The organism is Streptosporangium amethystogenes subsp. fukuiense (assembly GCF_042665875.1).
GTDB lineage: Bacteria > Actinomycetota > Actinomycetes > Streptosporangiales > Streptosporangiaceae > Streptosporangium > Streptosporangium fukuiense.
The window spans coordinates 5378652-5397697 of record NZ_JBHTEE010000001.1 but is presented as its reverse complement, the minus strand read 5'-3'; the positions used below and the strand labels follow the sequence as shown (position 1 = coordinate 5397697).

The 19046-nt window shown below is 71.4% G+C and carries 14 protein-coding genes; 4 read left to right on the top strand and 10 right to left on the bottom strand.

Annotation, left to right across the window (positions count from 1 at the left end; genetic code table 11):
* Positions 1 to 5: 5 nt before the first annotated feature.
* Positions 6 to 839: an MBL fold metallo-hydrolase gene (locus ACFQVD_RS23035; protein WP_386271993.1), complete on the bottom strand. Its 834-nt coding sequence runs from the start codon at positions 837 to 839 to the stop codon at positions 6 to 8.
* Positions 840 to 886: 47 nt separating this feature from the next.
* Positions 887 to 2203 carry a carotenoid oxygenase family protein gene (locus ACFQVD_RS23030; RefSeq protein ID WP_343975860.1) on the bottom strand — a complete coding sequence of 439 codons (1317 nt, stop codon included), beginning with the start codon at positions 2201 to 2203 and terminating at the stop codon, positions 887 to 889.
* Between the two features lie 148 nt (positions 2204 to 2351).
* Here ACFQVD_RS23030 and ACFQVD_RS23025 point away from each other — a divergent pair, with 148 nt between their 5' ends.
* Positions 2352 to 2561 (top strand): hypothetical protein, encoded by a 210-nt coding sequence (locus tag ACFQVD_RS23025; RefSeq protein WP_343975857.1) that lies wholly within the window; start codon positions 2352 to 2354, stop codon positions 2559 to 2561.
* Between the two features lie 17 nt (positions 2562 to 2578).
* Here ACFQVD_RS23025 and ACFQVD_RS23020 read toward each other — a convergent pair whose 3' ends face one another.
* A complete protein-coding gene (locus tag ACFQVD_RS23020) occupies positions 2579 to 3472 on the bottom strand; it encodes a serine/threonine-protein kinase (protein ID WP_343975854.1) in 894 nt (297 codons plus the stop codon).
* Positions 3473 to 3497: 25 nt separating this feature from the next.
* Positions 3498 to 5441, bottom strand: a complete 1944-nt coding sequence (locus ACFQVD_RS23015; protein ID WP_343975851.1) for an N-6 DNA methylase — start codon at positions 5439 to 5441, stop codon at positions 3498 to 3500.
* Positions 5442 to 5525: 84 nt separating this feature from the next.
* On the opposite strand from ACFQVD_RS23015, the gene ACFQVD_RS23010 reads away from it, so the two are divergent.
* On the top strand, positions 5526 to 6329 hold the full coding sequence (locus ACFQVD_RS23010) for a PP2C family protein-serine/threonine phosphatase (RefSeq protein WP_343975848.1): 804 nt from the start codon (positions 5526 to 5528) through the stop codon (positions 6327 to 6329).
* 76 nt (positions 6330 to 6405) lie between these two features.
* Here ACFQVD_RS23010 and ACFQVD_RS23005 read toward each other — a convergent pair whose 3' ends face one another.
* Both ACFQVD_RS23005 and ACFQVD_RS23000 read right to left on the bottom strand, forming a co-directional pair.
* Positions 6406 to 7236 carry a phosphoribosylaminoimidazolesuccinocarboxamide synthase gene (locus tag ACFQVD_RS23005; protein WP_343975845.1) on the bottom strand — a complete coding sequence of 277 codons (831 nt, stop codon included), beginning with the start codon at positions 7234 to 7236 and terminating at the stop codon, positions 6406 to 6408.
* A 210-nt stretch (positions 7237 to 7446) separates the two neighbouring features.
* Positions 7447 to 9141 (bottom strand): bifunctional NAD(P)/FAD-dependent oxidoreductase/class I SAM-dependent methyltransferase, encoded by a 1695-nt coding sequence (locus ACFQVD_RS23000; RefSeq protein ID WP_343975842.1) that lies wholly within the window; start codon positions 9139 to 9141, stop codon positions 7447 to 7449.
* 123 nt (positions 9142 to 9264) lie between these two features.
* Here ACFQVD_RS23000 and ACFQVD_RS22995 point away from each other — a divergent pair, with 123 nt between their 5' ends.
* Both ACFQVD_RS22995 and ACFQVD_RS22990 read left to right on the top strand, forming a co-directional pair.
* Positions 9265 to 9870, top strand: a complete 606-nt coding sequence (locus ACFQVD_RS22995) for a helix-turn-helix domain-containing protein (protein WP_343975839.1) — start codon at positions 9265 to 9267, stop codon at positions 9868 to 9870.
* A gap of 207 nt (positions 9871 to 10077) precedes the next feature.
* Complete coding sequence (locus tag ACFQVD_RS22990; protein WP_343975835.1) at positions 10078 to 11187, top strand: DNA alkylation repair protein; 1110 nt, start codon at positions 10078 to 10080, stop codon at positions 11185 to 11187.
* Between the two features lie 97 nt (positions 11188 to 11284).
* Here the strand turns inward: ACFQVD_RS22990 and ACFQVD_RS22985 are convergent, their stop codons facing one another.
* From ACFQVD_RS22985 to ACFQVD_RS22970, 4 genes are read right to left on the bottom strand one after another with little or no spacing between them, the layout of a single operon-like run.
* Positions 11285 to 11647 (bottom strand): DUF488 domain-containing protein, encoded by a 363-nt coding sequence (locus ACFQVD_RS22985; RefSeq protein ID WP_343975832.1) that lies wholly within the window; start codon positions 11645 to 11647, stop codon positions 11285 to 11287.
* A gap of 50 nt (positions 11648 to 11697) precedes the next feature.
* Entirely contained in the window at positions 11698 to 11883 is a 186-nt protein-coding gene (locus ACFQVD_RS22980) for a hypothetical protein (protein WP_343975829.1), read from the bottom strand.
* Positions 11880 to 16928, bottom strand: a complete 5049-nt coding sequence (locus tag ACFQVD_RS22975; RefSeq protein ID WP_343975826.1) for a DNA repair ATPase — start codon at positions 16926 to 16928, stop codon at positions 11880 to 11882. The genes ACFQVD_RS22980 and ACFQVD_RS22975 overlap by 4 nt, the downstream gene beginning before the upstream one ends.
* A complete protein-coding gene (locus ACFQVD_RS22970) occupies positions 16925 to 19036 on the bottom strand; it encodes a flotillin family protein (RefSeq protein ID WP_343975820.1) in 2112 nt (703 codons plus the stop codon). The genes ACFQVD_RS22975 and ACFQVD_RS22970 overlap by 4 nt, the downstream gene beginning before the upstream one ends.
* Between the last annotated feature and the right edge of the window lie 10 nt (positions 19037 to 19046).

The following is a 19046-nucleotide window of genomic DNA, read 5'->3' as shown; positions in this document are numbered from 1 at the left end:
CGCGCTCAACAGGGGCGGCCGAGGGCGGTCCTGGTGGTCTCCTCCGGGTACGGCGACAGGCGCACGGCGTCGGCGGGGGAGAGCAGGCCCGCCGCCACCCGCTCGCACAGGCGGGCCAGGGCGGTGATCTCCGCGTGCTGGGCGGCGGCGAAGGCGCGGTCGACCGGGTCGCCGTGGCCGGGGACGACGACGCCGCTGCCGCCGCTGCCGCCGCTGCTGCCGCCGCTGTCGCCGAGGAGGTCGAGCAGCCCGGCGAGGGTGGCCGGCCATTCGAGGGGATAGGCGTCCTCGTAGGCGGGCGGGGCGCCGTTCTCCACCAGGTCCCCGGCGAAGACCACGCCGGCGTCCGGCACGTGGACGACCAGGTCGTTGCCGGAGTGGCCGCGGCCGAGGTGGGCCAGGACTACCGGGCGACCGCCGACGACCAGCTCCGCCCGGCCGGCCACCAGGTGGTCCGGCAGTACGATCTCGGTGCTCGCGATGTCGTCGGCGATGTCCGCACGCCCCCGATCCCGGTAGTGGTGTGCCCACTCGTCCCTGGCCCGGCCGCCGTTGTCGGCCAGGTCGGTCCGGCAGCCCTCGTGCGCCCAGACGGGGCAGTCGAGGAAGGGCCGGGTGCCGAAGCTGTGGTCGAAGTGCGAGTGGGTGATCGCCACCGCCCACGGGGCGGATGTCACCCGCCTGACCTCCGAGACCAGCTCGGCCCCCTGCCGCTCGTCTCCCCGCGTGTCGACCACCAGGCAGCCGCCGTCGCCCACGACCAGCCCCACCGACAGGTCCAGCTCGGCGTACCGCCGCACCAGCACCCGGTCCGCCACCTCGACCCATCGCCCTTCCACGGGGCGTATTCTCCCCGATCGCCGGTCACGGGGCACCGTGGCGGCGGTCAGGCGTCGGCGAACCAGGAGCCGTGGAAGCCGGTGGGCACCCGGCGTGGCAGCCGCACCGTCGCCACGGACTCCAGCGTGCCGGCGTCCAGCACCCACAGTGCCGAGTCGCCTTTCGAGGTGACGACCGCCATCAGCCAGCCGTCGTCCTCGGCGCGCTCGCCCTCGGCCGGGACGAACACCGCCTCGCCCGTCGCACCGCCGGTCTCCCTGACGTCGTTCGCGCCGGTCTCCGTGTCGTACTTGACGATCGCCTTCTCGGTCACGGTGTACAGGTAGCGGCTGGAAAGTCCGGTGCGCGCCCCGCTGATCGTGGGGAACTCGACGGCGCGGTCGTCGAGCCGCTCCTCCTTGGCGAGACCGTTCCTGGCGTCGAGCGTCCACCGGTGCAGGGTCGCTCCCCGCTCCGGGTTTCCCGCGGCGCCGGGGCCGGGGACCTCGTCCACCCCGCTGCCGACCCTCTCCCACACGCTCTGGAAGCTGCCGGGGGTGTAGCGGATCGCGTCGAGGACGATCCGGCCCAGGGCGTCCTCGTGGGCGTTGCCGACGTGGAAGACGTAGCAGGGGTCGACGTCGAACCAGCGCGTCTTCCCGTCGGCGCGTCCCATCACGCCGAGCCGGGCGCCGTAGGCGTCGTCCCACCGGTAGGGGATGCCGTGGTCCGTCATCTCCAGATCGAAGACCACCGGCAGGTCCAGCCAGACCACGTGGTTCTCGGTGATCGCGAAGTCGTGCATCATGGTCGGCCCCGGGACCTCGATCTCCCGGCTCTCGACCAGCTCGCCACCGGCGGACAGGCGGTGGTAGGTGAGGTACGGGGGGAAGAAGCCGTAGCCGAAGAAGAGCAGTTCCCCGGTGCGTGGGTCCTCCTTGGGGTGGGCGGTCATGGCCGTGGTCAGCCTGCCGCCGAAGTCGCAGGCGCCGACGGTGCCCAGCTCGGGGGTGATCTCGTACGGCAGGCCGTTCTCGACCAGGGCGAAGAGCCGATCGGAGTGCCGGACCACGCTGGTGTTGGCGCTGATGGCGGTCAGGTCGATGCCGTCGGGGCCCAGGAACCGGGCGTCGCCGGTGAACTGGGTGGTCCGGGTCCACCGGTTGCGGTACCACTCGGCGCGGCCGTCGCGCAGGCGGACACCGTGGATCATGCCGGGGCCGGCGAACCAGTGGCCGGGGTCCTGCCCCGGCAGCGGGTTGGGGCCGTTGCGGAAGTAGCGTCCGCTCAGCTCGGCGGGGAGGAGCCCTTCGACGGTCAGATCGTGGACGTCGATCTCGTCGGGAACCGGGGCGAGGTCACCCTGCAGATAGGACGGGGTCATGATCCCTCCTGGATCTTCCACTGGTGATATGTCGAAAGAAAGCTCCCATGAGCGACATGTCAATAGAAGAACGTCGGAAGAGGCCGTAAGCTTTCGACGCGCGCCGCCCGGCCTGCTCTCCGAGGGGCCGGCGAGCGGATACGACCTGATGAAAGTCTTCGCTGTCTCGCTCGCCAACGTCTGGCCCGCCACCCGGAGCCGGCTCCACGGCGAGCTCGGCCGCCTCGCCGACGCCGGGCTGATCGAGGCCGCCGCCCTCGCCCGGGACGCCCCCGACGGGCAGGCCGCCGGACACCGGAGGCCGGCCGGGAGACCGGCGACCGCTAGGACACGCCCCGCCGGGACGGTCGCGCGGTGACCGCCGGGCAGGGGCCGTCAGGCCAGGACCCGGCCGACCATCCGTGCGTACATCCGGCCCGGGCTCGGCACCGACGACGGGTGCAGGAAGCCCGGCAGCATCGGCAGGTCCACCGCGAAGGGCTGCAGCCGCTCGTAGAGGACGTCGGCGCCCGCGGGGCGGTTCTCCGGGTCCTTCTCCAGCAGGTCGGCGAGGAGGCGGTTCAGCTCGGCGGGGACCCCCGGAACCTCGGGCGGGCGCTCCTTCACCTGGCGCTCGAACACGGCGTACTCGGTGGGGCCGGTGAACAGCTGGCGGCCGGTCAGCATCTCGTGGATCACGCACCCGAGGGCGTAGAGGTCGCTGCGGGGACCGGACAGGCCGCGCTGGATCTGCTCGGGTGCCATGTACGACGGGGTGCCGAGAATCTGGCCGACCCGGGTGAACTGCGTCGAGTCGGCCTCGCGGAGCACGGCCAGGCCGAAGTCGAGGACCTTGACGCTCCCGTCGGGGCAGAGCATCAGGTTGGTCGGCTTCAGGTCGCGATGGCAGACGGACAGCGCGTGGGCCGCGGTCAGCACCGCGCAGGCCTGGGCGGCGATCGCCGCGGCCCAGGGCACCGGGAGCGGGCCGTGCTCGCTGACCACGTCGGCCACGGTGACGCCCTCGATGAACTGCATCACCTGGAACAGCCGCTGGTCGAAGGTGCCGAAGTCGTAGAGGACCGGTGCGCCGGGGTGCTCCAGCCTGGCCAGGATGCGGGCCTCGCGCAGGAAACGCCGCTTCAGCTCCTCGTCGGGGCCGGTGAGGAACCTCAGGAACTTGACGGCCACCCTGCGGTCGAGATGCCTGTCATGGCCGCCGTAGACGGCCCCCATGCCCCCCTGGCCGAGAGGGAGGTCGTCGAGTACGTATCGGTCGCCGATGACCATCGACCCTCCCCTGGAAGCGCGGGCATCACGCCCCTTGGTCGCATGGCCGGAGATGGCCGTCGACCAGTCCGTCAAAGCCTAGCCGGATCAGCGTTTCCCCCAGTGCCCTCGTCTCGCGCAGTCTGTCCTCCAGTTCGAACAGTTCGCGGAAGGCCGTTCCGTACATCCGCTGGTCGGACAGCGGCAGCATGGGCACCCTCGCCCGCCGCACGTCGAGGCGGCTGGATGAGGGATGGACCCTGGCCGCGTCGGCCGAGCGCAGGAAACCGGCCAGGAACCCGGAGTCGAGCCGCTGCGGGTCGACCCGGTACAGCGTGAGCTGCGGGCCGAGCGCCGCGCCGCTCTGGGTGATCACCCTGACCGCGCCGAGCACCGTGGTCACCACGTCGCCGGGCCTGATCATGATCAGTGCCGGGTCGAGGGTGGTACGGCCGGAGGGCGAGGCGCCCGCCGCGGTGTCGTCGGCGGTCAGCACCGGGAGAGGGCCCTCGTCCGCCGACATCCTCGGCGGCGCCTGCAGGATCGTGATCAGCCCCGCCTTGGCCAGCTCGCCGACCGTGGTGGTCGGCAGGTCCTGCCGCTCGGCGAGCAACTCCAGGGCGGGAGCGGCCTCCGACAGCGTGGCCGAGGCACCCATGAAGCCGGCCAGGGTCTCGGTGAAGTCGCGCGGGAAGTCGAGGCCGCTGTGCTGCGGGCGGTGCCTGGCCGGGGCGAGGTCGACCTCGTCGTCGAGCAGGTCGATGATGCGCACCGCGCGGCCCTCGCCGGATGGCTCGGCCTCGGGGTTCTCCAGGTACGCGCGCCAGGCGGGCTCCACGACCGACAGGTCCTCGCCGGCGTCCACCACCAGCAGCTGGGACGGTGGACGCCCGCCGTCGGGCCTGCGGAGTATCCACAGGTCGGGGCCGCCGGGCGCCAGCGTCACCACGGCCCGCAGCGCCCCCGCCCGGAGCAGGTTGCCGCGGATCCGCTTGCCCGGACGACGGCTGGCGGCGGCGGTGGGCATCAGGATCGCCACCAGGCCGCCCGGCCGCACGCGGGCGAGACAGTGCTGCACCCAGGCGAGCTCGGACTCACCGCGCGGCGGCAGGCCGTACTCCCAGCGCGGGTCGCCGGCGAGCTCCTCGTGCCCCCAGACCCGCTCGTTGAACGGCGGGTCGCAGACCACGGCGTCGGCCACGTCACCGGCCAGGCCGTCCTCGCGGAGCGAATCACCGGCGACGATCCGCGCCTCGGTCCCGCGCAGCAGCACCCGAACCGCGCTGAGCAGCGCGTTCGTCTCGTTGATCTCCTGCCCCATCAGGATGGTCTTCCCGCCGTTCGAAGCGCTTCCCCGCCGGGCCGTCGAGCTGTCCGCGCCCAGCAGCAGCGTTCCGATACCGCATGCCGGGTCCAGGACGACGTCCCCCTCCCGCACCACCAGCCGGACCATGAGCTCGGCCACATCGTCCCTGGTGACCGAGAGCTGGCGGGAGTGCGCCTCGACGTAGCGCTCGCACAGGAACTCGAAGACCTCCAGCGGGTCACGTTCGGCGGCCAGCTCGGCGACCAGCCGGACGAGGGCCAGATCGTCCAGGCGGAGATCGGCGGAGCCGGGGAGATCGGTCGTCACCTCTGCCATCCGGGTGAGAGACTTCGTACCATGATCACGCCAGGCGGTGGGCTCGCGGCGCAGGAACAGCAGGAAGGCGCCGACCTTGGCCACCAGTTCGCCCAGTCTGAGGTCGTCGACCGAGGTGCGCATCCGCTGCCAGACCAGGTCGCCGAGCGAGACCTCGAAGGACTTGCCGTTCGCGCGCAGCCACCCGGCGATCTCCGGCAGCGAGAACAGCGGGCTGGAGGTGGTACCGCCCACCGGCTGGGGAAAGTCCTCGTGGCGGCGGCGCCAGTTGCTCACCGCTGCCCTGCCGACCCCGGCAAGCCGGGCGATGTCGCCCGCGTTCACGGTGATCTCCTGGGACTCCTCCATGTTGGGCCACAGTAGTTGACTGTGCCGCAACGGTCTACAACGTCTTTGCTTGTGAAGTGCTTCAACCAATGATTTACTGCCTTCATGGCACTGAACCAACCACTGGCACTGCGCTACGCGGCCCGCTCCGACGTGGGGGTCCGCCGTGAGGCGAACGAGGATTCGGGCTACGCGAGCGCGCGCCTGCTCGCCATAGCGGACGGCATGGGTGGTCATGCGGGTGGAGAGGTCGCCAGCTCACTTGCCGTCACCGCCATGGCGGCACTGGACGGCACCCTTCCCGCCGACGGTGTCGACCTGCTCGCCGCGCTCAAGGGCGCCGCCAGGGACGTCAACCACACGCTGCGCGACATGAGCGAGCAGGATCCCACGCTGCGCGGCATGGGCACCACCCTGACCGCCATGCTCTGGGACGGCGCCACCTTCGCCCTGGCCCATGTCGGAGACTCCCGGGCCTACATGCTGCGCGACGGCGCCCTCTACCAGATCACCCATGACCACACCCTGGTCCAGTCGCTGGTGGACGAGGGACGGATCACCCCTGAGCAGGCCGCCGAGCACCCGCGCCGGTCAATGGTGCTGCGGGTCCTTGAGGGCACCGGCGACGGCGAGTTGGACCTGTCGCTGCGCGAGGCCTACCCGGAGGACCGCTACCTGCTCTGCTCCGACGGCCTGACCGCCGTGGTCGGCCCCGAGACCCTGTTCAACACGCTGACCGAGATCTCCGATCCCGACGAGGCGGCTCGCTGGCTCATCGACCTCGCCAACCGGGGCGGCGGCCCCGACAACATCACCTGCATCGTGGCCGACTTCGGGGCGCCCACCGGTTCCGCCCCGGTGGAACCGACCATCGTGGGCGCCGCGGTCGAGAGGAAACTCTCCCTGTAGGGGACTCAGGCCGCCTACCCGGGCGTCGGGGAGTCGGAGTTCGTACGCCTCGATGTGGCGGGTCCGGGCCGGGCTCCTACCAGGTTCTGCCGGTGATGCGTTCGTACGCCTCGATGTAGCGTGCCCTGGTGACCTCCACGACCTCGGCGGGGACCTCCGGGGCAGGCTCCTTCTTGTCCCAGCCCGTGCCGGTCGCCCAGTCACGCACGTACTGCTTGTCGAAGGAGAACTGCGCGTGGCCGGGCTCCCACCGGTCGGCGGGCCAGAAACGGGAGGAGTCGGAGGTCAGCACCTCGTCGCCGAGCACGAGAGTGCCCTCGGAGTCCCAGCCCAGCTCGATCTTGGTGTCGGCGATGATGACGCCCCGCTCCGCGGCGAGTTCGGAGCCTCGCCGGTAGATCTCCAGCGTGATCCGCCGGAACTCCTCGGCGACCTCGGCGCCCTCCAGGGCGACCACCTCGTCGAAGGAGATGGGCTCGTCGTGCTGCCCCAGCGGCGCCTTGGTGGACGGGGTGAAGATCGGCTCGGGCAGCTTGGAGCCGTCCAGCAGGCCGGGCGGCAGCGGCACGCCCGAGACCGACCCGTGCGCCAGGTACTCCTTCAGCCCGCCGCCGGTCAGGTAGCCGCGCGCGACGCACTCGACCTTCGCCATCTCCAGCTTCCTGCACCGCACCGCACGGCCCGCGAACTCGGCGGGTACGTCGGTCGCCGAGATCACGTGGTTGGGCACGATGTCGGCGAGTTGCTCGAACCACCAGAGCGAGAGCCGAGTGAGGATCTTCCCCTTGTCGGGGATGGGCGTGGGCAGGATCACGTCGTACACCGACACCCGGTCGGACGCCACGAGGATGATGTCCCCGCGGTCCTCGTAGACGTCGCGGACCTTCCCTGAATGAAGAAGCTTCACTGCTTTCCTTGCTTTCGCTCGACCCGGTCGCTGACCGACACCTGCTCACCGTATTCGACATCCGGCGACGACCTGGCAACCGGGCACCCCCTCACCTGCCCGGGGGAGGGTTTCGCGATCCCCCTTGGCCGGCGGCCCTCGGGGCGCGGTCGCCGCGCGAGGCGATGTCCGCCGACCCGAGGCTTCCCGAGCGGTGACCGGGGTGGCCGGTCACGGGCGCCTGCGGGCTCGCAGGATGGCGTCGTGGATGGTGACCTGGCGGCCCTCGGGGTCGTCGGCGAGGCGCGGTCTGGTGTCGGTGACGAGGATGTCCCACAGGTCGGGGTCGAGGGAGTGCGCGACCTCCTCGGCGGTGAAGAACATCTCGGGCACGTTGAGCCGGGGCATCGTGGTCTCCAGGTCCGAGAAGTGGTGGCCGACGATGAGCAAAGTCCCGCCGGGGGCCACCGCGGCGGCCAGCCGGGTGTGCAGTGCCTCGCGCTGCTCCTTCGGCAGGTGCATGAAATGGGCGGTGACCAGGTCGAAGCGGCCCTCATCGGGTGCCCAGCCGGTCAGGTCGGCGTGCACCCAGTCGATCCGCCCGGCCACCTCCGCGCCGAGGGCCTCGGCGTGTTCGGCGCCGCGCCGCAGGGCGACGGTGGCGAAGTCCGCCGCCGTGACCCGCCAGCCGCGTTCGGCCAGCCAGAGGGCGTCGGCCCCCTCGCCGCAACCGACGTCGAGCGCCGTGCCGGGGGGCAGGTCGGCGGTCTCGGCCACGAGCTGGGGGTTGGGCCGGCCACTCCAGACCGCGTCACGGGAACGGTAGCGCTCCTCCCAGGCCTGCTCGCTGAACATGCCCTCGACCAGGGCGTCCTGGTCGGTGTGCCGGTGAGCGTCCGGTGCTGCCGCGGTGGCGGGGCCGTGCCGGTCGTCAGGCACCCGTTCGGCGTGGCCGGAGAGGGACTCGGGCCGCCGGCGGTGAGCGGCGACGGCGTGGCGGGTGTCCTCGGCGATGAGGTCGGCGTTGATGGCCGCGGCGGTGTTCAGTGCCGAGGCGGCGGAGACGATCACCTGGGCGCGCAGGTCCGCCACGTTGCCGGCCACCCACACCCCGGGCACCGCGGTGGCCCCGGTGGGATCGGCGGGCACGTAGCTGCCGACGACGTGGCCGCCGACCAGCTGCGGGACCGGCTCCAGCCCGAGGGAGGCGAGCACGTCGGCCCGGGCGGTGAAGCGCGGCGCGACCACCACGGCCTGGCAGGGGACGAGCTCTCCCGAACGCATCCGGACGCCGTCGAGCCGGTCGCCGGTCGTCTCCAGGGCGGCGACCTCGCCTTCCACCAGGGTGACGCCCCGGGCGGCCAGCTGCTCGTACTCCTCATCGGTGGGCTTGGCGGCGGTGTGCAGGAACAGGGTCACCCGCTCACTCCACTGCCGGAACAGCAGGGCCTGGTGCGCGGCCATCGGGCTGTCGGCCAGGACGCCGATCGCCTGGTCGCGGACCTCCCAGCCGTGACAGTACGGGCAGTGCAGGACGTCGCGTCCCCATCGCTCGGCCAGCCCCGGAACGTCGGGCAGCTCGTCCACCAGGCCGGTGGTCACCAGCAGCCGCCGAGCCCGTACCTGTCGGCCGTCGGCGAGCAGCACGCGAAAGCCGTCGTCGCCCTCCAGCCGATGGACCGAGGTGACGGTGCCGGTCACGATCTCACCGCCGTAGCCGGTCACCTCGGCGCGGCCGACGGCCAGCAACTCGCCGGGGGGCGTGCCCTCGCGGCCCAGGTAGTTGTGCACATGCCCGGCCGGGGCGTTGCGCGGGGCACCGGCGTCGACCACCAGCACCGAGCGGCGCGCCCGGCCCAGGGTCAGGGCCCCGCTGAGACCGGCCGCGCCGCCGCCGACCACCACCACGTCGTACTTCTCCTCCACCGTGTGCTCTCCTTCGCTCGTCGTACGGCCGGAGTGGGATCACGGCGGCCGTCTCGTCGCTGGACTATCCGCCCAAGGTGGCGGATTTGACAAATGCCTTTGCCGGGATGGCAAATAGATGGCATGAACGACGACGCCCTCCCTCCGGACGAGGCCCTCGACAGGGCCATCGACGCGGTAGGCCCGCGCCTGAGGGCACTGCGCCGGCAGCGCGGCGCGACCCTGGCGCAGCTCTCCGAGGCCACCGGGATCTCGGTCAGCACCCTGTCCCGCCTGGAGTCCGGCCAGCGTCGTCCCACCCTGGAACTCCTGCTCCTGCTGGCCCGAGCCCACCAGCTCCCCCTGGACGAGCTCGTCGGCGCGCCGGAGACCGGCGATCCGCGCGTCCACCAGCGCGCGATCACCCGTGAGGGCATGACGTTCATCCCGCTGACCCGCAGGCCCGGCGGGCTGCAGGCGTACAAGATGATCATTCCGGCGAGCCGGCCCGGCTGCGGGCCGGAACAGCGGGTCCACGAGGGCTACGAGTGGCTCTACGTCCTGTCCGGGCGGCTGAGCCTGTCACTCGGTGAGAAGAAGATCGTCCTGATGCCCGGAGAGGTCGCGGAGTTCGACACCCACATCCCGCACGCGTTCAGCAGTCCCGGCCCGGAACCCGCCGAGATACTCAGCCTGTTCGGCCCCCAGGGCGAACGCCTGCACATCCGCGCCCGCCCCTCCGGCAGGTGAGCCGGCCGACGCCGGGCATCCGCCCCGAAGACGGCCGTGCCATCACGCGGCCTCCCGGCCGGGGCGGCGGATCCACGACTCGCGGCGCTCCCGGGAAGCCCCGGCCTCTCCTGCTCGTCGTGCGGGGCCGCACGACGAGCAGGAGGGACCTCCGTGCCCCATCGCGGCGGCGGGCCCGCCGCCACGACGTCCCATTGGAGAACACAGATGCCCTTCGCCGACGAGCTCATCGGACCCGACACCGCCCGCGCACTGGCCCGGGCGGTCGGGGCGGTCGTGCCGGACGCCCGGCTCACGGCACTTCGAGCGGCGACCTCCGAACTCGGCCCCCTGTCCCTGCGCGAGCGTGCCGACCTGCTGCGTGACGCCCTGCTGCGGGACCTGCCCGGAGACTACGGGTCCTTCGCGGGCACGGTCCGGGCCGCGCTGAACGGGAGACATCCCTTCAGCGGCTGGCTGATCTGGCCGGTGAGCGGTGCTGTCGCCACCAAGGCGATCGAGGACGGGAGCGGCGAGGCGTTCGATGACGCCCTTGACGCGCTCGCGGAGCTCACTCCACGCCTGACCTCCGAGTTCGCCATCCGCCTGCTGCTCGAACGCGATCTCGATCGCGCGATGGCACGGATCATCGACTGGACCGTTCATCCCGATGAGCACGTCCGCCGTCTCGCGACCGAGGGGACCCGGGCCTTCCTGCCCTGGGCCAAGCGGGTTCCGGCCATCCTCGCGAACCCCCGGTCGACCGTGCCGGTCATCAGTGCCCTGTACCGGGACGAGAGCGAGTACGTACGACGCTCGGTCGCCAACCATCTCAACGACCTCAGCAGGGAGCGGCCCGACCTGGTGATCGAGACCGCCGCCGCCTGGCTGGCCGATCCGGACGGCAACACGCGGAGAGTCGTTCGGCACGGACTGCGGACGCTGATCAAGAAAGGCCATCCCGGCGCACTGGAACTGATGGGGTTCACTCCGGGCACGGTTGTCGAGATCGTGGGTCCGAAGCTCGCCGGCACCACCGTGCCGTTCGGCGGCACGCTGAGATTCACCGTCTCCGTCACCAACCCCGGGCAGGAGCCGGTGCGGCTCGCGATCGACTACATCGTTCACCACAGGAAGGCGAACGGGAGCCAGAGCGGCAAGACCTTCAAGCTCACCACCAGGACCCTCGCACCCGGCGACACCATCGATCTCTCGCGCGACCACTCGTTCCGCGAGATCACCACCAGGCGCTACCACCCCGGTACCCACGCGGTCGAAGTCCAGGTCAACGGAGTCGTCTCCGGTCGCACCGACTTCACCCTGCTCGCGCCTGGCTGACAGCTCACGGGGGAGAGGCGGTCGGTGGTGTGCCCGATGGCGGTACTCACCCGGCCGCGCGCTCCCCTCGGTGCCAGGCTCACGTGGGACGCCGCGGTCAACTCCGCAGCAGGTCGGCGAGGACCACGGCCTCGCTGATGTCGGCCTGCCTGGTCGCGGTCAGGAGCGTCACCGTTCGCTGTCTCGCCAGCTCCCGCAGGTGCTCCAGCGCGGTGGCCCGCTCGGGGTCCTTCAGCTCGGCGCGGTAGCGGCGGCCGAACTCCTCGAACCGAGCCGGGTCGTGGCCGTACCACTTGCGCAACTCGGTCGAGGGCGCCACCGCCTTGCACCACTCCTGAAGATGTGCCTTCTCCTTGGACAGCCCGCGCGGCCAGACCCGATCGACCAGCACCCGGGCACCGTCGGAGGCTTCCGGCTCCTCGTAGACCCGGCGCACCCGTACCTTTGGTTCGTTAGCCATGACCTGGTCATTCCCAGGTGACGGCGATGACAGCCATCGGGCGGAGTCGATCAGCCGGGTGACAGCGTGACGTCGACCTCGTGGTCGGCGCCGTTGCCACCGGAGACCTGTCGCAGGTGGTGGCGGACGTCGGTGGCCGGCGGGGCGAGCTCGGCCGGGTACCGGTCACGGGGCCGGGCGGGCGAGGGCCACCAGAGTGTTCCTTGCCGCCCTTGGCCTCCGTGACCGGGTTTCACGGTTCGGGGGAGAGCCGGTCGGCGGCGTGTTCGATGGCGGTGCTCACCCGGTCGGCGAGGAGGCCGACCGCGCCGACCGCGCGGGTCATCGGGTCGTCCTCGGCGCCGCCGAGGGCCTGGGAGCGCAGGTAGGCGGCCTTCACCTCGGTCCATCGGGCGGCCTGCCCGGCGGTCAGGGTGCCGCGTAGCTCGGCGAGTTTGAGCAGGTTGGCCTCTGCCCCCGAGGTGAGGGTCTGGGCCTCGCCGAGGTAGTGGTCGTCGATCACCGCCTCCAGTTCGGCGTCGTTCATCACCGGGACGACCCGGGCCGCGAGCTTGTTCATGTTCCGGTACGAGCCCTGGAGCTGGTAGGGAGGCTCGGTCCGCGAGGCGTCAGACTGGGCGGCCGAGGCGATGTACGCCTGGTTGTTGGCCAGCACCACCTTCTGGATCCGGAGCAGCCTGCGGAGCACCGCGAGGACCTGTTCCAGCTCCACCGAGGAGTACGGGTGGGAGAGCTGGTCGGCCCGGACCCCCTCCTCGCCCCGCGCCAGCCGTACCAGCAGGCGGATGTCGCCGCGGTCGCGGGTGGAGAGCGGGGACAGCACCGGGTTGGAGGTCAGCGCGTTGTCGATGTAGCTCAGCGCGAACAGCTCGTCCCGGCCGGACAGCACGTCACCGAGGTTCCACACGTCGGCGCGGTTGGCGAGCATGTCGGGGATGCGGAAGCGCTTGCCGGACTCGGTGTACGGGTTGCCCGCCATGCAGACCGCGAAGCGCTTGCCACGCAGGTCGTAGGTGCGGGTCCGGCCCTCCCAGACGCCCTCCATCCGGCGCTGGCCGTCGCAGAGCGAGATGAACTTCTGCAGCAGCTCCGGGGAGGTGTGCTGGATGTCGTCCAGGTAGAGCAGCACGTTGTTGCCCATCTCCAGCGCGAAGGAGATCTTCTCGATCTCCTGCCGTGCCGTCGCGTCGGGCGCCTGCGCCGGGTCCACCGAGGTCACCAGGTGGCCCAGGGCAGGGCCGTTGACCTTGACGAAGATCAGCCCCAGCCGGTTGGCCACGTACTCCATCAGGGTGGTCTTGCCGTAGCCGGGCGGGGAGATGAGCAGCAGCATGCCCATCTGGTCGGTCCGCCTGGCATCCCCGGCCGCGCCGAGTTGCTTGGCCAGGTTGTCGCCGATCAGCGGCAGGTAGACCTCGTCGAGCAGCTGGTTGCGGACGAAGGCGGTCATCACCTTCGGCTGGAACTCCTCAAGACGCAGCCGCGTCCGCTCGGCCGCGACCAGCTCGTTGCGCCGCTTCTGGTAGGCGCGGTACGCGGGGACGCGGTGGTCGCGGAAGTGCCGGGTCCTGGCCAGGAACTCGTCCAGCCGTAGCCGGATCGCGCGCCCGGAGATCCGGGGGTGCGCGCCGAGCAGCCCCTCGACCGTGGCGGTCAGCGCCGCGGACGAGTCGTGCCGCGCCACCTCGCAGAGCAGTACGGCGACAGCCTCCACCAGCTCCGCCGATCCGGGGGCCGATGCCGAGTCCGGCCCGGAGTCCGGCGTCGAGAGGTCGAAGGCGGACAGCCATGCCTCGGCCAGGCGGTGACGCCCGGAGAGGTCGTCGCCGAGCGCTCGCAGGTCCTCCTCGAACTCCCGGCGCGCGGGGCCGAGCGCTCGGTCGAACCGGTCGAGCAGCGCCCGTGCCCCCGCGCTCGTCACGAACCCGAACGGCTTGCCGGCCAGTTCCTCGAAGAGATACTCCCCGGCCAGTTCGAAGACGCCCTCATCCTCCCGCGCGCGGGTCCCGGCCGCCTGGGGCGCCCCGGCCGTGCTCGCGGCGGCCACGGCGAGCGCGCCCGCCGGGCTCTCCGGACGGCCGTGGAGACCCCGGCTGAAGGACGCGATCGCGGAGCCGAGGGCGGCACGGGTCTCCCGTACCGCCTCCACCCGGCCGAACAGGGTCCGGGCCCGGGCCAGTGAGGTGGCCCGGGTGGTCCAGGTCGCGCGGGCGGCCTCGTCGGTGCCGTAGGTCCAGAAGAGCTGGGCGGCGGCCCGCGCCGCCGGCGGGTAGCGGAGCAGGCCCGCGCCCGCGTGCAGGCGGAGCGCCGCCTGCAGGATCGCGGTGGCGTCGTGGTCGTGGACGCCCCGCTCGTAGCCCTCGTCGTAGCGGGTCTCCGCCACCCGGCGGACGATCTCCAGCAGCTCCCCGTCGGCCACCGCCGCCTCGTGCAGCGCGTCCAGGGAGACCTGTCGCTCGCCCAGCGTCAGGATGCCGGACTCGGCGGCGGCCAGGATGGAGGCGGCCAGGTGCTCGCCCCGGTAGACCTCCGGCGACTCCGAGACCGTCAGCTGGTTCCAGAACGGCCGGGTCTCCTCGAAGGCCGCGTCGAGCACCGGGGAGCGGTAGTCGGTCCCGGTGACGGCGAACGCCATCCGGCCTTCGTGCGGGACCAGGGTCAGGTCGGCCGGCTGGGTGTTGACCGCGAACAGATGGCGGCCGAGCCGGATGGTCTCGCCGCCGTCGGTGTAGAGGTCGAGCCGGTCGCGCAGGGCGCGGCCCGCCTCCTGACGGGCGGACTTGACCCGGCCTTCGAGCTCCTCGGCGCGGACCTGGTCGCCCAGCGCGCGCAGTTCCCCGACCACGCCCTTGAGCTTGAGCACCATCGGGTCGGACCCGAAGTAGGTGTTGACCTCGTCCAGCGACTTCAGCCCGGCCAGGCGGCGCCGTACGCTCGACAGGATCCGGGTCGCGGAGTCGGACAGCCGGTCGGCGCGGCGGGCCCGTTCGTCGAGCAGCGCCTGGCGGCGCGAGGAGAACGCCTCGTAGACGTCCTCCCGTTTCGAGGACAGCTGCCCCAGGAAGTCGTCGAACTCGGCGAAGCGCGACTCCAGGTTCTCCAGCTGGAGCATCAGCCGGCCCAGTTGCTCGTCGCAGCGCTCGGGGGTGTCGGACATCGCCAGCGCCCCGGTGATCGCCTGCCCCAGCAGGGCGTACTCGGCGGCGAAGGCGGCCCTGCCCTCACCGGCCAGCAGCTCCCCGCGCCGGGCGTCCAGCGTGGCGCGGGCGCGGTTGACGCCGCCGAGCACCTCGCCGACCCGTTCCAGGATGGCGGTCCGCACGGTGGCGTCGGCGATGTCGAGCGTGCCGACCACCTCGACCACGATCTCCAGTCCCCGCGCCTGCCGCTCCAGCCGCTCGCCGATCGGCCCGGCCTCGGCCACGGTCGCGATGGCGCCCGCCTCGGAGACCAGCGCCTCGACCTCCGCGTGGTATCCGGCGAAGGCGTCGTCGCCGCGCAGGAAGCCCGCGGCGCGCTGCGCGGTGCTGTCCAGCTCGGCCGCCAGCTCCGCGTCGAGCGCGTCGATCCTGGCGACGTCGACGTGGCGCAGCTCGCGCAGGGTCACCAGGTGCCCCTGTGACCGGCGCAGCTGCGAGAGCCGGTCCACCCAGCCCTGGGCGGACCTGGGAGCCTCGCTCCGCGCCTGCCGGATCAGCGCGGTGGTGTCGGCGGCGGCGGCCTCCAGCGCCTCGGCGGCCTGCCGGGTGAGCGACTGGACGTTCTCGAACTCGTCCAGCACCTGCTCGGCGGTGGCCCGCACGTCGGCGAGCGGACCGCGCAGCCCGTGCTCGCCCAGCCAGTGGTAGTGGTCGAAGACCCGGGCGCAGGAGGCGATCAGCGCCTCGAAGACCGGGATCGACGGCGCCATCTCGTCGACCATCCCGGCCACCGAGAGGCAGTCGGAGATGCCCCGGACCAGCTCCGCGTTGCCGATCCGCTCCAGCGGGCCGGTGCCGACCGGACGGCCGGCGGCGTAGAGGTCCGACTGGTACGCCGTCTGCCAGACCTGCATCGGGTGGACGCGGGTGGGCTCGTCGGAGGTGGCCCTGAAGACGACCAGCGTGCCGTCGTCGAACAGCGAGTAGCCGTGACAGGAGAGCGGATTCGCCACCTGCTTGCGGATCACGTTGTACGGCAGCAGCAGCGAGCGCCCCTCGGCGCGGGCGTGGAAGACGTACAGCACGTCCTCGCCGTTGGGGGAGCGGATGACCCGCTCGAACTCCAGCTCGGACACGTCGGTGTCGAAGGTCTTGCTGACCCCGGTGGACAGGTAGTAGCCGCCGGGGAAGATGATCCCCTGGTCCTCGGGCAGGCGCTGGCAGGCCTGCCCGATGCCGTCGAGGCGGACCACGTCCTTGGTCCGGGTGTTGAAGACCAGGTGCCGCCAGTCGGGCTCCTTGTACGGCCGGATCCGGAGCAGGATCAGCGGGCCGATCCTGGCGTGCTGGACCTCCGCGTCGGCGAGGCTCTGCAGCGGCTCGGTGACGGGCTCGCGGTAGACGCCCTCGCCGGACTCGGTATTGTTCTCGATCTTGATGGTGAGGTCGCCGCCGACGGTCTCGACGAACACCTCGCCCTGGATCGAGATGTGCGGGTGGCGGCCGAGCACGTGGTCGTCACGGGTGGCCGGGGTCCACTCGAAGTCGTGCGAGGGCGGGAACGTGTGGTCGCGCTCCCCCCGGTCGTCGATGTAGGTGAGCGTGCCGTCCGCCCCGACCTGCCAGCGCAGCACCCGGGTGTCCTGCGGGCCGGTCTGGAAGACGGCCAGCAGCTTGCCCTCGACCCGGCGGAGCTGGAGCAGCCGGGTCTCCCGGTAGTACCGGTAGAGCTCGGCGAAGTCCCGCTCGAAGCGCGGGTCACGGAACATCGGCGCCGGGTCGAAGCGGAACGCGTCCGCCTTGTCCCGTACGAACGTGTGCATGGAGAAGACGTCCGCGACGGCCGTCTCCGGCTTCAGCCCGATGAACACGTTGTAGCCGAAGAGCATGAGCCCGCCGACCGAGACGATGTCGCGCGGCACGCAGTTGTTCTCGGTGCGTATCCGCTCGGTGCCGATCAGGCGCAGCTCGGCTCCGCCGAACACCGCCAGGCGTTCGGCGTTGAGCGCGTCGGACCGCCTGGCCAGCTCGGCGGCCTGTTCGGCCAGCCGGGCGCGGAGCACCTCGTAGGTGCCCGCGTCCAGCCCGGCCCCCTCCGCGCCGGGGGCGTCGGTGACGGCCTCCGCCGTGGAGGACGTCACTTGACGGCGGAGTTGAGCGCGGCGACCGGGACCTCGGTGGTGGTGGCCGCGGCCTGGGCCTCGCTCAGCAGGCCGCGGAGCCGGTCGGCGTCGGGGCCGCCATCCTTGATCAGTTTCATCAGCAGCGCGGACAGCGAGAGGTTCCGCACGTCGGCGGTGTCGATCGAGCCGAGGACCCTGCCCAGGTCGGCGGGGATGCTCGACGAGCCGTTCAGGTAGGGCTCGGCCAGCGTGCGGGCGACGTCGGAGTGGTCCACGAAGCCGTCCACCGCCTTGCCCATGCTGATCGAGTTCATCAGCTTGTCGAAGAACACGGTGTCGCCGCCGACGATGTCGATGTTGGCCTTGGACAGGCCGGCGGAGACCACGGAGGCCTGCGCCTCGGCGATCTTGAGCTGCACGTTCACTCCGGCGAGACGGATCTCCTTCTCGGCCTCCAGACGCAGACGGTACTCCTCGTGGGCGCGGGTCGCGTCGGTGAGCGCGGCCATCGCCGCGGCCTTCTCGGTGAGACCCTCGGCCTCGGCCTTGAGCTTCTCCCCGACCGTCGCGGCTGCGGCCATCGCCATGGCCTGCTCGCCCTCGGCCTCCGCCTTCAGCTTCTCGCGTACCGCGGTGGCCACGGCGTGCGCCTTGGCCTGCTCGCCCTCGGCGATCGCCAGCGCCTTCTCCCGCTCGACGGCGGCCTCGGCGCGGCCGATCTTCTCGATCGCCGCGGCGTCCCGCTCGCGCACCTGCACCTCGGCCAGGCCGGGAGCGGCGGTCTCGGCCTGGACGCCCTCGGCCAGACGGATCTTGGCGCGGGCGTCGAGCTCGGCGGCCTGCTGCCGGGACTCGGCCAGCACCAGTGCCTCGCGGGCTCGGTGCTTGGACGCCGCCTCGGAGGCCTCGGCCGCCTTGATGTCCTTGACCAGGCTCTCCTGGGCCTCGGCCTCGGCCTGGATGATCACAGCCTGACGGGTCCGCTCGGCCTCCTCGACCACGCGCAGGCGCTTGATGCTCTCCTCCTGCTCGGCGACGGTCTTCTCCACCACGATCCGCTCGCGGATCACCTCGGCGATGGAGCGCTTCTCGCCCTCCAGTTCCTTGTCCTTGGAGATGCGCGACAGCTCGGTCTCGCGCTCGCGGGCGATGACCTCCAGCAGGCGGTCCTTCTCGATCCGCTCGGTCTCGATGGCGAGGACCCGCTCGCGGTTCTTCGCCGCCACCGCGATCTCGCGGGCCTGGTTCTCCTGCTGGATGCCGAGCTGCTCGTCGGTACGGAGATTCGCGGCGTGCGCCTTGAGCCGCTCCTCGGCCTGGACCTTGGCGGTCTCCGCCTCCTCGCGGGCACGCATGGTCTCGACCTCGCGCTTCTGCTTGGTCTCCGCGTCGGCCTGGCGGCGCTCAAGCTCCAGGATGGCCTCCCGCGCGTCCACGTTCTGGCGGGTGATCTCCTTTTCCTCGCGACGCTGGAACTCGTTGGTCCGCACGTGCTCGATGGCGGTCAGCTCGGTGATCTTCCTGATGCCCTGCGCGTCGAGGATGTTGTTCCGGTCGAGCGAGGTCAGCGCGGTCTGCTCCAGGTAGTCGATGGCCGCGTCCTCAAGGCTGTAGCCGTTGAGGTCGGTGCCGATGACCTGGATGATCTGGTCGCGGAACCGGTCACGCTGGGTGTACAGGTCCACGAAGTCGAGCTGCTTGCCGACCGTCTTGAGCGCCTCGGAGAACTTGGCGTTGAACAGCTCCTGCAGCGTCTCCTGATCGCTCGCGCGGGCGGTGCCGATGGCCTGGGCGACCTTCACCACGTCCTCGACGGTCTTGTTGACCCGGACGAAGAAGGTGATGCGGATGTCGGCGCGGATGTTGTCGCGGCAGATCAGGCCCTCGCGGCCGGTCCGGGCGATCTCGATGGTCTTCACCGAGATGTCCATCAGCTCCGACTTGTGGAAGATGGGCAGCACGATGGCGCCGGTGAAGGTGACGTCAACCTTGTTGATCTTCGAGATGATCAGGGCCTTACCCTGTTCGACCTTGTTGAACAGGCGGCTGATCATGATGAGCAGGCCGACGACGACGAGCAGGACGACGGCGAGGAAGATGCCGAGCCCGGTGGAGATGACGTCCAAAATGGTCCCT